The 13,866-nt window shown below is 56.5% G+C and carries 12 protein-coding genes and 1 tRNA gene; 3 read left to right on the top strand and 10 right to left on the bottom strand.

Features of this window, described 5'->3' with window-relative positions; all coding sequences use genetic code 11:
- Positions 1–177: 177 nt before the first annotated feature.
- A complete protein-coding gene (locus tag W822_RS45330) occupies positions 178–3,258 on the bottom strand; it encodes an AAA family ATPase (RefSeq protein ID WP_024007470.1) in 3,081 nt (1,026 codons plus the stop codon).
- Positions 3,259–4,395: an exonuclease SbcCD subunit D gene (locus W822_RS45335; protein ID WP_024007471.1), complete on the bottom strand. Its 1,137-nt coding sequence runs from the start codon at positions 4,393–4,395 to the stop codon at positions 3,259–3,261. It lies immediately after the preceding gene.
- 241 nt (positions 4,396–4,636) lie between these two features.
- Between W822_RS45335 and W822_RS45340 the strand changes: the two genes are divergently transcribed.
- Complete coding sequence (locus tag W822_RS45340) at positions 4,637–4,972, top strand: hypothetical protein (protein ID WP_024007472.1); 336 nt, start codon at positions 4,637–4,639, stop codon at positions 4,970–4,972.
- Between the two features lie 45 nt (positions 4,973–5,017).
- Positions 5,018–5,242, top strand: coding sequence for a hypothetical protein (locus tag W822_RS45345; RefSeq protein ID WP_024007473.1), 225 nt, complete (start codon positions 5,018–5,020; stop codon positions 5,240–5,242).
- A 195-nt stretch (positions 5,243–5,437) separates the two neighbouring features.
- On the opposite strand, the gene W822_RS45350 is transcribed toward W822_RS45345, so the two are convergent.
- From W822_RS45350 to W822_RS45385, 7 genes are all read right to left on the bottom strand, one after another.
- Positions 5,438–5,513: transfer RNA gene (locus W822_RS45350), tRNA-Val, on the bottom strand.
- Between the two features lie 56 nt (positions 5,514–5,569).
- On the bottom strand, positions 5,570–6,502 hold the full coding sequence (locus W822_RS45355; protein ID WP_024007474.1) for a DUF808 domain-containing protein: 933 nt from the start codon (positions 6,500–6,502) through the stop codon (positions 5,570–5,572).
- 273 nt (positions 6,503–6,775) lie between these two features.
- Positions 6,776–7,048 (bottom strand): HU family DNA-binding protein, encoded by a 273-nt coding sequence (locus tag W822_RS45365; protein ID WP_024007476.1) that lies wholly within the window; start codon positions 7,046–7,048, stop codon positions 6,776–6,778.
- Positions 7,049–7,244: 196 nt separating this feature from the next.
- Positions 7,245–8,489, bottom strand: coding sequence for a cystathionine gamma-synthase family protein (locus tag W822_RS45370; protein ID WP_024007477.1), 1,245 nt, complete (start codon positions 8,487–8,489; stop codon positions 7,245–7,247).
- A gap of 23 nt (positions 8,490–8,512) precedes the next feature.
- On the bottom strand, positions 8,513–9,247 hold the full coding sequence (gene rlmB, locus W822_RS45375) for a 23S rRNA (guanosine(2251)-2'-O)-methyltransferase RlmB (RefSeq protein WP_024007478.1): 735 nt from the start codon (positions 9,245–9,247) through the stop codon (positions 8,513–8,515).
- A gap of 75 nt (positions 9,248–9,322) precedes the next feature.
- The gene (rnr, locus tag W822_RS45380; protein WP_024007479.1) at positions 9,323–11,776 is read right to left on the bottom strand and encodes a ribonuclease R; all 2,454 of its coding nucleotides are present in this window, start codon (positions 11,774–11,776) and stop codon (positions 9,323–9,325) included.
- A 160-nt stretch (positions 11,777–11,936) separates the two neighbouring features.
- Entirely contained in the window at positions 11,937–12,704 is a 768-nt protein-coding gene (locus tag W822_RS45385) for a TSUP family transporter (protein ID WP_024007480.1), read from the bottom strand.
- 260 nt (positions 12,705–12,964) lie between these two features.
- On the opposite strand from W822_RS45385, the gene W822_RS45395 reads away from it, so the two are divergent.
- A complete protein-coding gene (locus W822_RS45395; protein WP_024007482.1) occupies positions 12,965–13,354 on the top strand; it encodes a SirB2 family protein in 390 nt (129 codons plus the stop codon).
- A 21-nt stretch (positions 13,355–13,375) separates the two neighbouring features.
- Here W822_RS45395 and W822_RS45400 read toward each other — a convergent pair whose 3' ends face one another.
- Positions 13,376–13,864: a GNAT family N-acetyltransferase gene (locus W822_RS45400; protein WP_051401888.1), complete on the bottom strand. Its 489-nt coding sequence runs from the start codon at positions 13,862–13,864 to the stop codon at positions 13,376–13,378.
- Positions 13,865–13,866: the final 2 nt, after the last annotated feature.

A 13,866-nucleotide genomic window follows, 5' to 3' on the forward strand; every position in this document is an offset into this window, starting at 1 on the left:
TGATTTATGACCTGATCGACCTGGTTTTCTGACAATAATCTGAAAATTCAGGCACTTAAATTCAGGCCGAATTAATATTCTACTCAATTTCAGCGACCATGCTCAATATTTTTGCTGCACCTGCGTAACTGGCATGCCGGGCACGGACAGATTCATCCCCTCTTTTCGGCACGCCGTTTACTGTTTCGTTCCTGCTTCGGCATCCGGCAGACCGGGCGCACGCACCCGGATCCGACTGCCAGACAGACCCGGCACAATATCGACACGCAGGGGCATTTGCTCTTTCAATTCACTCACGTGCGAAATAATGCCGATGGTGCGCCCGCCTGCCTGCAGATCAATCAGCGTGCGGATCGCCAGCTCAAGCGACTCGGCATCCAGACTGCCAAAACCTTCGTCGATAAAAAGGGTATCGAGGCGAATGCCGCCCGCATAGGCTTGCACGACATCGGAGAGCCCTAATGCCAGCGCAAGCGCAGCCATAAACGACTCGCCGCCCGACAGCGTGGCCACCGCACGCTGCTGCCCGGTGTATTCGTCCATCACATCCAGATCCAGGCCCGACGCACCCCGTCCGGCCTGCTCCCGGCGCACAAGCCAGTAGCGTCCGCGACTCATCTTGCGCAAGCGCTGTGAAGCGCCGATGAGCACGTCATCGAGCAATACACTTAAAATAAACCGCTGCAGACTGACCTTGCTACCCTGTCGACCCGACGCCACCTCGCTCAGCGTACCGTACACGGCATATTCCCTGTCCAGCCCGGCACTGTTTTCCCGAATCGTGACCAGGCGCGCCTGCAGGGTTGTGAGTCCCTGCAGGCGGTCACGCACTTGCTGCCACGCTTGCTCTGATTGCTGCGCTGCGTCATTGGCGTGCTGCAGGGTTTCCGACAACTGCTCCAGATCGGGCGGCGCGACGCCCTCCAGTGCCTTGTTAATCTGCGCAAGGCGGCCTCGGGTCTGATGTAACTCCTCATAATAGTGTTCGATGGCACGCTGCATGGTGTCGCATTGCGCCTGATCGCGTTGTGCGGCCTGCCAGGCCGCTGTGTCCGAAAACTCACTGTCGGCCAGGGCGCGCTCGTAATCGCTCAAGGCCTGGGCTTGCCGCTCGCGATCCTGCGCATGCTGATCGTTCAGCGCTGCGATCGTGGCGTCCAGACCCAATATCTCGTCCTGATGCTGTCGTACTGTCCTCTCTGCCTGCTCCCAGGCGCGTGTCAGCGCATCGATCTGATCGGTCAGCGCCTGCGCCTGTGCCTGCAATTGCGACTCGGCACGACTGTGCTCGGGCAATTCCTGTTCCAGCATCTGAAGGGTGGCCTGCTGGCTGGCGTGCGCCATGCCGGCCTCCTGTAGTTGACCTTGCAGCGACAGCCGCTCCTGTTCCTGCACAGCTCGCTCATCCTCCAGCGCTGCAAGTTTACGCAATCCGTCTTCCAGCTGACGACGCGCCTCCAGGCATGCATCCAGTTGTGACTGATCCTGCGCGTAACGGTTGCGCAATTGCATCATGTCCGCCAGCGCTTCCTCTCCCAGCGCCTGCCGGCGCTGTTGCAACTCTGCCTCTAAATCAGCCTGCTGTTCGGCCAGCCGGTTCACCTGCGCCTGTTGCGTGGCCAGGCGCTGCCCCTCAGCCTGCACGCGCTGTCGCGCGTCGCGTAACATGACTTCACTTACCTGCTGCGCTTCGCCCAGCGCCGGTGCCGGGTGGGAAACACTGCCACAAACCGGACAGGGTTGCCCGTCCTGCAAGCGGGCGGCAAGAATACTAGCCTGATTCTGGTGCCAGAACAATTCCAGCCTGTCCTGTTCCCGCTGCGCAAGCGCGACGGCTTGCGTACTTTGCACCAGCGTATTCCTGGCTGCATCGGCTTGCCCACGCAACGCGTTCAGGCGTTGCGCCAATGTATCGCACGCCAGGCGCTCATTCAAACGCAGTGTATTGCGTTCGACCGTCACGCTCAGCGCAGCAATGGAGTTTACGCTGGCTTGCAGGGCAAGCTGTTCCTGCTTCATGATCAGAATATGCTTCTGCCTCGTGTCTTGCCGGGCATCCAGAGTCGATAATGCCTCTTGCGCATGATTCAACTTCTCGGTCAGCGCTGCCAGGCGTTGCTGTTGTTGTTGCCATTGGCGCGCCTTGGACACGAGCGCCTGCAACTGATTTCGTCGCAGGTTAAGTGCATCTGTCTGCTCATAAGCCCTGGCATGGGCGGCATGCGTGATTTTTTCCTGCTCAAGCAGCCGGCTCAGTTCCTGTTGACGCTGCTGGCTTTGAGTCAGCCGTGCCTGTGTCTGGACGAGCCGTTCGCCGATCTGAACCTGTATGTCAAATAGCGGCCGCAATTTTGCGGCAGATCGCGCCTGGCGCAATACCACCTCCTGCTCCGTAATGGTCTGTTCCCGCTGGGTCAGGACAACAAGATGAGCAGCTACCTGATCGCGTTGCTCCAATTGCACAAGCAGTTGTCTGGCTTCATCGGTCTTGCGTTGCGCCTGTTGCAATCGTTCGCCCGCGAGCTGCCGGCTTTGCCGCGCTGTCGCTTCTGCCGGTAACAGCTCGTCAATGGCCGCAGCAAGCTGCTTTTCATCTGCCACATTGACCTGCTCCAGCAACCCGGAGATATGCAGCTCATTGGCTTCCCGGCGCCTGACGATGTCTTTTGCCCGTTCCTGCAACTGCAGTTCAATTTGCCGGAAAATATCGGTCTGGAACAACTGGGCAAACAGAGTTTCGCGGCGCGACGAGGTTTCCAACAGCAACTCGCGGAACTTGCCCTGGGGCAAAACCATTACCCGCCGAAACTGATCGGCCTTCAAGCCGGTCAGGCTTTCCACCTGCGCCGTGATTTCCCCCGCTTTTTTGGCCACCAGTACTATAGGCGAAGCATTACTCAGATCCAGCATGGTGCCTTCGGTACTGATTTCCCGCTTGCCCTCCCCACGCACTTTCGGTACCCATTGTGTGGGCTGGCGCGAGATTTCATAGGTTTTTGCGCCCAACCTGAAACCGAAGACGACACGGCACAGCGTGGCCGGATCAGCCAGATCCGAACGCAGCGAGCGCGGATCTTTTTCATCGCCCGTGGTTTCGCCATACAGCGCAAAGCAAATGGCATCGAGCAGCGAACTCTTGCCGGCTCCCGTAGGGCCATTGATCAGAAACAGCGGATTGGCTCCCAACTGCGTAAAATCAAGCTTCTGCTCATCCGAAAACGGCCCGAAAGCCTGCAAATGCAAATACAAGGGAATCATTTACGCCTCCTTTTTCAAGACGTGTTCAATGACGTCCTTCATGGCGGCATGCTGCGCCGTTGTCATAGACTGCCCGCTGGCCTGCTCGTAAAAATCGCTGAACAGGGAAAACTCGTCTCGCCGCAGACGGGCGGCAGACAGAACGGGTTGCGTGTCGTCCTGATAAAGGCGGGGCTTTTCCAGTTGCAACAGGTTCGGATACACGGCCCGCAGCTTGCCCAATGGATCCAGAATGGCGTGGGTGTCTGTCAGGCGCGCCAGCAGATAATCATCGCGCTGCGCATCGGTTTGACCCGCATGCAACAGTTGCTCCAGCGTGCCCTCGATACTGCGTACATCGTGCAGAGGCGACAGCGGCAGCATCGTGGTGGTCGCGGTGCCACCCGGATCGATCTGCACCAGCGCAACGCCCTTGTTGTGCTTCTCTTCGGAAAAACTGTATTTCAGCGGCGAGCCGCTGTAGCGGATCCGCCCTTGGCGAAACGCCTGCGGACCATGCAGGTGCCCCAAGGCAACATAGGCAAAACCATCAAACAGCGCGGCCGGCACCTGATCGGCCCCACCCACGGCCAGCGGACGTTCGGATTCACTTTCCTGGCTGCCCGCCAGAAAACAGTGACTGACCAGAACGTGTACGCCCTGTTCAGGCATAGCCTGACGGATGTGCTGCAGTAAAGACTGGTGCGCCTGCTCGTAACTGGCGATGGGTTCCTGCGACCACACCCGGACCGGCTCCGGGTCGGAGTATGGGATGCCATGAAAATACACAGGCCCGATATCGGTCGAAACCAGCACCGGGTGCAACATTTGCTGATAGTCGGCAATGATATGCACGCCCGAACGCTCCAGCGGCGTTGCGGCAAACCCCAGGCGATCGGCGCTATCATGATTGCCGGGAATGATCACAACCGGAATCTGCAGGCCATGCATGCGATTCAGAAAATCGTTGAGCAGACGGACAGCTGCGGCCGGCGGCACCGCGCGATCATAGACATCTCCTGCAATGACCAGGGCGTCAACCGCATGCTGTTGTGCATAAGCGGCGACCTGGTGCAAAACGTGAGCCTGGTCTTCGAGCAGCGGGCGATTGCATAGGGAGCGCCCCAGATGCCAGTCAGAAGTGTGGATGAATTTCATGAAGCAAGGTTAGAAAAAGTCAGGCTCTATCTTAGCCTGTCGTTCAGACATTATCATGCTGCGATTTGTACCCTGCGATTTTTACGCAATATTCCAAGATGCAGACGAAGCGGTTGACAAACGCTAATGCACTGCAATAATATAAATATGTTACAGCGTGTGCTTCGGCACCTGTGATGGGGGAATTTAATCCAACTTGCTGCCCCGACATTCGGTCAAACCAGCTAAACAGGAGCACTCCATGAGTATCTCTGCATCTTCCCGAGTTTCATCCTCCCGATCTTCACACTCTTCTGCTGCCATCCAGCCTGCGGTCAAAATCTTTGTGGATCGCGATCATGCCTCCCATATTGACGACACAGGCAACTGCTATGTCAATCCACGCGATTGCGCCGTGCAATACAGCCCCGGCTCCGATGCGTACATTTTTGATATTGAATTTTTACAGCAGTTGCGCCGGCATATTCGCAAGGCCGGGCGTTTTGAACTGGACATCGCGCCCCTGGCACGGGATCTGCAAAACGTCGCGTCTTCGCTGCGGACCGTTCTTGAAAAGAATCTGACACCCGGTCGATGATAGACTGATCGCATATCGCTTACCACCACAAAGGACAGCTCATCTATGTACAAACTCAATGAACACGGTCGTGAATCGCTCAATACATTCATGGACGCCGTCGCCAAAAACGGCACGGCACGTGATGCGTTTTTTGTGCGCGCAGAGGAAATTGCAAACCAGTCATTTCCGGTAGATCAGGATGCAGTGATGGATATCCAGGGACCAGATACGCAAAGCGGTGACGCCGAATCAGTGCAATTGCTCAAGAGCTGGTTCGACGTTGTTTGAAAACAGGACAGGCAACAAAAAAGGGCGCTACGCATTGACGTAAGCCCTTCATTTATGTTGCGGTCAGCGCTCAGGCTGATTGTTCTTCACTACTTATTCAGTTATTTAGCCATCTTTATTTGGCTATCTGCTTCACCGTGGATATTTCACCGTCTTTGTTAACGGCTTGGTGAGTCAATGCGTTGATCTTCGGATTGGTGGGTGCTACAGGGGTCGAACCTGTGACCTACGCCTTGTAAGGGCGCCGCTCTACCAACTGAGCTAAGCACCCGTCGATCAACTAAGCATTAAATTATAGAGAGGTCTGAAAGCGAATGCAAGCAGTTTTTATGCTGTCTGATCTTTTTTGTGGAAAAGTGACATCACTGCAACAATCACCAGACCCACCACCAGCCCGATAATCAAATGCGCGACCACGATCAACAGTTCGGCAACCCATCCCTGTCCCTGCCCTGGCAACAGGGTTTCGAGCGCGTGTTCGGCGCCGGGTATGCCATGCAATATGATACTGCCACCCACCAGAAACATGGCAATCGTCCCGACGATAGACAGCAGCTTCATCAGATACGGTGCCAGCACAAGAATACCCCGCCCGGCCGATTGCGCTACTGCACTGGTGCGTCGGGACAGATACAGGCCGAGATCATCGAGCTTGACGATGCCGGCCACAAGCCCATAAACAAAGACGGTAATCAGGAGCGCGATCAGGCTCAGGATAATCACCTGCGTCATAATAGGCTGGCTCGATATCACCCCAAGGGCGATGACCACGATTTCTGCTGACAGGATAAAGTCAGTGCGAATAGCGCCCCTGATTTTGGATTTTTCATCCGTGGACACTTGTTTGGTGTGCGCCGCATCGGTGTCTTTATGAAAGAACGTATGAAGCACCTTTTCGGCGCCTTCAAAACATAGAAATGCACCACCCAGCATCAGCAGCGGTGTGATCAGCCAGGGAATGAAATAGCTGATCAGCAACGCGGCGGGCACCAGAATGACTTTATTGAGCAGAGAGCCCTTGGCAACGGCCCACACCACCGGCAGCTCCCGGTCGGCGTTCACGCCACTGACCTGTTGAGCATTCAGTGCCAGATCATCACCCAGAACGCCTGAGGTTTTTTTCATGGCCGTCTTGCCCAGCACCGCCACGTCATCAAAAGTAGATGCAGAGCCTTTGATCGCTGTTTTGCTCATCAGCGCCACATCATCCAGCACGCTCGCTATATCGTCCAGTAACGCCAGTAAACTGCCTGCCGCCATCGTCTTCTCCATTTGCATGTTGGTCGGGTCAGATGCACGATGCATCAGGCGCTTAAGAGGAGCGCCACATCCGAACAATCGACGCAAGCATAATACTTGAGTGTGACAGGAAAAATAAAGTCTTTTTTTCCGGCATCACCGGCCCGGGCGACAGTTCCATCAGGCTGATGCTCGCAAAACAAAAAGCCGATTGCATCGTATCAGCAATCGGCTTTTTGTTTACCTGAACAGTCTGCAAGCCAAAATGCGGCAGCTGACCTGGTGTATGCACACTTAGTTGACAGCGTCTTTCAGTGCTTTGCCCGGACGGAATTTAGGTACCTTGGCTTTTTTGATTTTGATGGCTTCGCCTGTACGCGGGTTACGGCCAGTGCGGGCAGCGCGGGTAGAAACAGCAAATGTACCGAAACCGACCAATGTCACTGTACCGCCTTTTTTCAACTGCTGTTTAACGGCAGCGATAACAGCATCAAGTGAACGACCGGCAGCAGCTTTAGAGATATCTGCTTTGGTAGCAATGTAATCAACGAGTTCTGTTTTGTTCATTCAGACAACCCCAAGTTAAAAATTATGATGGTGAATTCATCTGGAATATGATCGCCTCTAATTCAATGGCTGTCAAGAAAAAAACCCACCAACAACCGCATCTTTACTAGCTTTTTGACAAAATTCAATCAAATTCGCAATATTGTGTTTTTTTTCATACACTGATCAGGCATGATCCAAAGTCACCAATCCCTTGCTATTTACCCATACAGCGATCAAGCGCCTGGGCAAAGTCATCGATCAAATCCTGTTGATCTTCAATGCCGACCGAGATGCGCAACAGATTGTCGCCAATACCCATTTGCGCGCGCCGCTGCGCCCCCATTTCATAATAAATCGTGTGCGCCACTGGTAGCGACAGCGTTCGCGAATCACCCAGGTGCGTCGCCAGAATGACCACCTCCAGCGCATTCAGAAAATCAAAGCAGTCGATACCATCGATCAGTTCGACGCCCAGCAAGGCCCCAAACCGTCCGTTAAACAGTGTTGCCGCCCGCTCATGTTGCGGGTGCCCGGGCAATCCCGGGTAGCGGACACTGGCGATGCCCGGGTGGGACTGCAAATACGTGGCCAGCGCAAGTGCGTTGGAACATGACTGATCCATGCGCAGGGCCAGCGTTTCAGCACCCACGGCAATTTTGTGCGCCGCTTCGGCCGACAGGGTGCCGCCCATATCGCGCAGCCCTTTCTTTTTGATTTGCGTCAGGCCCCAGCTGTCGGGGCTGCCCTTTTTATAGTCATCGTAAATATTTGCATACGCTGACCAGTCATACAGACCGGTATTGGTGACCGCACCACCCAGCGCATTGCCATGTCCGCAAATATATTTTGAGAGTGAATTCATCACTAGCGAAGCATGGACATCTTTGCCCTTGAGCAGGACGGGTGAGGTCAGAGTGTTGTCCACAACATACACCAATCCCTGTTCACGACACAGCAGGCCGATGTTTTCCAGGTCGGCGATCTGGGTTCCCGGATTGGCGATGGTTTCGACAAATACCATGCGGGTCTCGGGTCGGATCGCTTCCCGGACGCCGGCAACGTCGGTCGGATCCACAAAGGTGATCTCCACGCCGAAATTGGCCAGCGTTCCAAGCAGACTGTTGGTGTTGCCAAAAATATAACTGCTTGATACCAGATGATCGCCCTTGCGCAGCAGCGTCAGAAAAATGGCACTTAACGCGGCCATCCCCGTGGCAAAGGTGACCGTTCCCTTGCCTTGTTCGAGCAGGGAGATTTTATTTTCGAGCGCCGCGGTGGTCGGAGTTCCCTGGCGGGCATAAGTGTAGCCAGGCTTGCCCTGGAACACGGCCGCCAGTTCACGTGCATCATCATAAGCATATTCGGTCGATACATGCATGGGCTTGTGAATGGCGCCATGCTCAATTCGATCACGCCGGTCGGCATGCAGTATCGTTGTGCTAAGTTGTTTATCCTTCATTATCGTATCTCTGATCAAACAATTTACTTTCTCTGCCGGACGGTCTCAAACAGACAAACCGCGCTGGCAACGCTCACATTCAGACTCTCCACAGAGCCCAGCATGGGAATACGCACCAGTTGATCGCAGGTTTCCCGGGTCAGTCTTCTGAGGCCCTCGCCTTCGGCGCCCATCACCCATGCCACCCCCTGTCGGGCATCCACGGCGTGCAAATCACTCTCGGCTTCGTCATCGGTACCGATCAGCCAGATATCGCGCTCCTTGAGCGCACGCATGGTTCTGGCCAGATTGGTCACCATGATATACGGCACCGTGTCGGCTGCGCCGCAGGCCACGCGCTGCACCGTGGCGTTCAGGCCGACTGCACGATCCTTGGGTGCAATGACCGCATGCACGCCCGCAGCATCGGCCGTGCGCAAGCATGCACCCAGGTTATGCGGATCAGTGACGCCATCCAGAATAAGCAAATGTGCCGGACCGGTAATCACATCCAGGACATCGTCCACGGTGACCGCCAGTTGCTTCTGATCGGCAACGGCCACCACGCCCTGATGGCGCACTCCTTTGGCCAGGCCTTCGAGCCGGTCAGGGGATACCGGGATGACCTTGATTTCGTTTTTCTTGGCCTGGTCTACCAGGCTTTGCATGCGTTTGTCGCTACGCGACGCTTCAATATAGATTTCCCGGACGGAATCGGGCGCGTGACGCATTCTTGCGGTCACGGCATGAAACCCGGCCAGAATCTGACGGCTGGACATAATCACTTCCTGATAATGATGGAACCGGGACGGCGGCGCGCCCGGAACGGGCACGTCAGCCAGACCGGTCACTGCTTAACGTCGGCGAGGTGCTTTCTTCCCCTTGGGTTGTGCTGCCTTGCTGGTCTTCTTTTTAGCTGCGGCGCGTCGTTCAAGCGCCTGCTGGCCGCGACTTTTTATGCCTGCCGGTTTCGGTTTGGCAGCCCGCTTGGGCTGACGCGGTGGCGCATCCTGACGCAACGCTTCCTTGCGCAGTGAATCGTAAGTGATACCCTTGACCAATGCAAATTCAATGCGGCGCGCTTCCAGGTCCACACGCGTGACCTGCACCTGCACACTATCGGTCAAACGGTATTTCTTGCCGGTGCGCTCGCCGCGCAATTCGTTCAGACTCTCATTGAACTGGAAGTAATCGGTACCCAGTTCCGAAACATGCACCAACCCCTCTACATAGAGTGTGTCGAGCGTGATGAACAGGCCGAAAGACGTGACGCCGGTCACCTTGCCACTGAAGACTTCGCCTACATGTTCACGTACAAACCAGCACTTGAGCCAGGCTTCGACATCGCGCGACGCATCATCAGCGCGCCGTTCGTAGGCCGACAGGACAATGCCCAGTTTTTCCCAGAGCGCGTGTTCATGCTGCTGGCGCGACTCACCTTCCACCCACGGCACGCCGGCCGTCTCGGGTACATAGGCCCGCTTGGCCAGGATCGCCTTGATGACCCGATGGGTCAGCAGATCGGGATAACGCCGGATCGGCGAGGTAAAGTGCGTGTAGCTTGGGTAGGCCAGGCCGAAATGGCCGGCATCATCGGGACTGTAGATGGCCTGTTGCATGGAGCGCAAAGCCATGGTCTGGATAATCTGAAAATCGGGACGGGCTCTTGCCGAATCAAGCAACGCGGCATAATCCTTGCCGCTGGGCTCATCGCCCCCCGCCAGTGACAGGCCCAGGGTGCGCAGGTATTCGCGCAGATTCTTCAGTTTTTCCGGTGTCGGACCTTCGTGCACCCGATACAGTCCAAGCCGCTTGTTGGCCTTGACGAACTCGGCCGCGCAGGTATTGGCAGCGAGCATGCATTCTTCGATCAGCTTGTGGGCATCGTTGCGCACATGCGGGACGATTTGCTCGATTTTGCCCAGTTCGTTGCTGATGATTTTGGTTTCGATCGTATCAAAATCCATCGCACCGCGCTTCTTGCGCGTCCCATCCAGCAACTGATACAGCGTGTACAGATCCTGAATATGCGGCAGCACATGCTTGAGCGCTCGCGCCGTCGGCCCGTCAATCTGCTGCAGGGCCGTCCAGACCTGGGTGTAGGTGGTGCGTTCGTGGGAATGGATAACTGCGTTATAGAACTGGTAGGCCGATACCGTGCCCGCCTTGGCGCCCGTGGCGGGAATCACCATATCACACACCAGTACCAGCCGGTCCACTTGCGGATTCAGCGAGCACAAGCCATTGGAAAGTTTCTCGGGGAGCATGGGAATGACCCGCCGCGGAAAGTAAACGCTGGTGCCGCGCGCCAGCGCGTCGGCGTCCAGCGCATCTTCGGGACGCACGTAATGGCTGACGTCGGCAATCGCCACCAGCAGGCGCCAGCCCTTGCGGCGTCGCTGTTCGGTGCCGATATTGACCGGTTCGCAATAGATAGCATCGTCAAAGTCGCGTGCGTCTTCACCGTCGATGGTGATAAACGGCACGTCGCGCAAGTCAACTCGGCCACCCAGATCGCGCTGCTGGACCGTTTCAGGCAAGGCATCGGTTTGCGCCAGGGCCGCATCGGAAAAACCAACCGGAACATCAAACTTGCGCACGGCAATTTCAATTTCCATGCCCGGATCGTCGATCTCTCCAAGCACTTCCACAATCCGGCCCAGCGGCTGGGTGTGCCGGGTCGGCTGCTGCACGATTTCAACCGTGACCACCTGACCATGCTGGGCACCGCCCAGATCGGAGGCCGGCACCAGGATATCGTGCTTGATGCGCTGATCCTCGGGCGCCACCACATAAATGCCCTGCTCTTGCAGCAAACGTCCCACCAGCTTGTTGGTGCTGCGCTCCAGGACTTCGACAATCGTGCCTTCAGGTTTGCCGCGATATTCACCGGTGGGCTTGACCTGAACCCGGTCGCCATGCAGCACCTTGCGCATTTCGCGCGGTGACAGAAACAGGTCGGCCGAGCCATCTTCGGGAATCAAAAAGCCGAAGCCGTCGCGGTGACCCTGCACACGACCAATCACATACTCTTTGGGTTTCGCCGTAATCTGCCAGCCTTGTGGCGTGCTGTCCAGCTGCCCGTCGCGCAGCATGGCGGCCAGGCGTTTTTCCAGCCCGTCCACGCCGGCCTGCCGGGTGAGATTGAAGTGATTGATCAACTGTTGCAGCACTTGCGGTTTATCAGTACCGCGCAGCAAGTTCAGTATGTTTTCCCGGGAAGGGACATCCGGATCATAATCGTGGCCGGGTTCGGGCAGCGGCAGCGATGACTGCTGGGTATTGCTTGGTTTTTTTCTCGTTGCCATGCGTAATTTCTTTAAAATAGGTGAGTCGCGCAGACGCCCAAATCAGGCTTCTGCGCTTCAGGTTATCACCATTCTATTACATTAATCCGGCATCTTTGTCCAAATAAAGCGCAATGACCGATAAGACAAAATAATCACGGCACGTTGCCCTGCCCGTGGCTCAGGCCCAGAAACGCTGTAAAAGAAAGCGGATGACCATAGCAAAGCAGACCAGCACGATCAGGGGCCGGATCAGCCGCGAGCCGTGGCGTACGGCCACAAGCGAACCGGCAACCGAGCCGATGATCTGGCCGCAAATCATGACCGCCCCAGCCAGCCACAGCACCTGCCCGCCAATCACGAACACCAGCACCGAGGCGACGTTACTGGCAAAATTGAACAACCTTGCCGCGCCTGACGCCTTGACGATATGCATGCCGCGCAGAGTGATGTTGGCCAGCGAAAAAAAAGAACCGGTCCCGGGACCGAAAAAACCATCGTAAAAACCGATGGCAGGCACGACGCCCATTTCAAAGGGCCGCCTGGACATTCTTGCCGCCTTTTCCGTCTGCCCCGCGGACGGCGTCAGCAGGAAATACAGGCCAATGGCGAGCAATACAATGGGAATCAGAAAATCCAGTACGCTGGGGTCAATCATTTGAATGAGCGCCGTACCCAGACATGCGCCCAAAAAAGACATGAACGCCGGCAGCCGCAGCTCCCGATAATTAATCACGCCCCGACGCATCATGGTCAGCGAGGAGGTGAGCGTACCAATACTGCCCTGCAGCTTATTGGTCGCCAGCACATTGAGCACGGGAAACCCCATCAGCATCATGACCGGGATCACAATCAGTCCGCCCCCACCAGCCAGGGCGTCCACGAAGCCCGCCAGCATGGCCACAAAAAACAGGATCAGGGCAATATTCCAGCCTAATTCAACATCCATTCTTCACATCCATTTCTGCCCCTGCAACCAACCCATGCCGAACCGCGGGAGCAGAACAGTCCGGCGGATAAAACTATACCCGAAATCGGCATCGTCCAAGGTAAAATGAGTCGCAACCATCGGCCAGACAGCGAGCGGGCTGGCCGATCTGTCGTTTTTATCCACCCGCTCATCCGTTAAACAGGTCATCGCCCGGTGGTCTGTCACTCTCTGGATCGAACCAGTATTCATCGATACCAGGTATTTTAGGAATCTGTCGTATGTCCGGTTATCTCATGGTCAAGCATTTTCACATGACCTTAGCCATTCTGAGTCTGCTGTTTTTTATCGTGCGCGCCTGTTGGTCGGTAGCCGGTTCGGGGCTGCTGATGCGCCCTTTCGTACGCGTCGCCCCTCATGTGATCGACACGCTCCTGCTGCTCTGCGGGCTTTACCTGCTGTCGTTCATTGGCATGCAGCCGTTTATCGTGGCCAAGCTGATCGGATTGATGCTCTATATTGTTCTGGGTTCGCTGGCCATCAAACGGGCACGTACCACCGGGCAAAAAGCGCTGTTTGCCGTCCTCGCCGTCCTGGTATTCATTTATATTCTGGGTGCCGCGTTCAAGCATAGCCCGTGGTCATGGATGGCGCCGGCGCTGGGGGCCTGAACCGGTCGCCTGAACGCGCCCTCACCCCAACGGGCGATCGCCATTCAGCGGCAGGCTCATGGTTCGATGCTCAATTCCGGCATCCATATAGACCTCGCCTTCCGCAACGAAACCATAACGCGTATAAAAGCCCAGGGCATGCACCTGGGCGCTGAGCACCACTTCGCTGTCGCCACGCTCGCGCGCCGCCTGAATCAGCCGCTGCAGCACCTGTCCGCCAATGCCGGTGCCGCGTGCGCTCTGGCGCACTGCCATGCGACCGATATGGCCATCGGGCAGCAGGCGCCCTGTGGCCACCGGTGTGCCGCCGGCGTCATACGCAACGGCGTGAATGCAGTGCGCATCCATCTCGTCCATTTCCAGTTCCGGCGGCACCTGCTGCTCCAGGACAAACACGTCATGGCGGATAGCCGACGCGTCTTCCCTGAGCGCAGCCCAGGCCCCCACGCGCAATTGCGCCGGATCTGAAGCGCGAGCCTGACTGGCGGTTTGTCGTTCATTCTGCTGCATCG

The sequence above is a fragment of the Advenella kashmirensis W13003 genome, assembly GCF_000506985.1.
GTDB classification, from domain to species: domain Bacteria; phylum Pseudomonadota; class Gammaproteobacteria; order Burkholderiales; family Burkholderiaceae_B; genus Advenella; species Advenella kashmirensis_A.

Excerpts from the sequence above, each read along its gene's own strand:
- W822_RS45355 (WP_024007474.1), bottom strand. The coding sequence starts at position 6,502 with ATGGCGGCAGGCAGTTTACTGGCGTTACTGGACGATATAGCGAGCGTG.
- W822_RS45345 (WP_024007473.1), top strand. The coding sequence starts at position 5,018 with ATGTACAAACTCAATGAACACGGTCGTGAATCGCTCAATACATTCATG.
- W822_RS45395 (WP_024007482.1), top strand. The coding sequence starts at position 12,965 with ATGTCCGGTTATCTCATGGTCAAGCATTTTCACATGACCTTAGCCATT.
- W822_RS45335 (WP_024007471.1), bottom strand. The coding sequence starts at position 4,395 with ATGAAATTCATCCACACTTCTGACTGGCATCTGGGGCGCTCCCTATGC.
- W822_RS45365 (WP_024007476.1), bottom strand. The coding sequence starts at position 7,048 with ATGAACAAAACAGAACTCGTTGATTACATTGCTACCAAAGCAGATATC.
- W822_RS45370 (WP_024007477.1), bottom strand. The coding sequence starts at position 8,489 with ATGAAGGATAAACAACTTAGCACAACGATACTGCATGCCGACCGGCGT.
- W822_RS45330 (WP_024007470.1), bottom strand. The coding sequence starts at position 3,258 with ATGATTCCCTTGTATTTGCATTTGCAGGCTTTCGGGCCGTTTTCGGAT.
- W822_RS45385 (WP_024007480.1), bottom strand. The coding sequence starts at position 12,704 with ATGGATGTTGAATTAGGCTGGAATATTGCCCTGATCCTGTTTTTTGTG.
- W822_RS45400 (WP_051401888.1), bottom strand. The coding sequence starts at position 13,864 with ATGCAGCAGAATGAACGACAAACCGCCAGTCAGGCTCGCGCTTCAGAT.
- rlmB (WP_024007478.1), bottom strand. The coding sequence starts at position 9,247 with ATGTCCAGCCGTCAGATTCTGGCCGGGTTTCATGCCGTGACCGCAAGA.
- W822_RS45340 (WP_024007472.1), top strand. The coding sequence starts at position 4,637 with ATGAGTATCTCTGCATCTTCCCGAGTTTCATCCTCCCGATCTTCACAC.
- rnr (WP_024007479.1), bottom strand. The coding sequence starts at position 11,776 with ATGGCAACGAGAAAAAAACCAAGCAATACCCAGCAGTCATCGCTGCCG.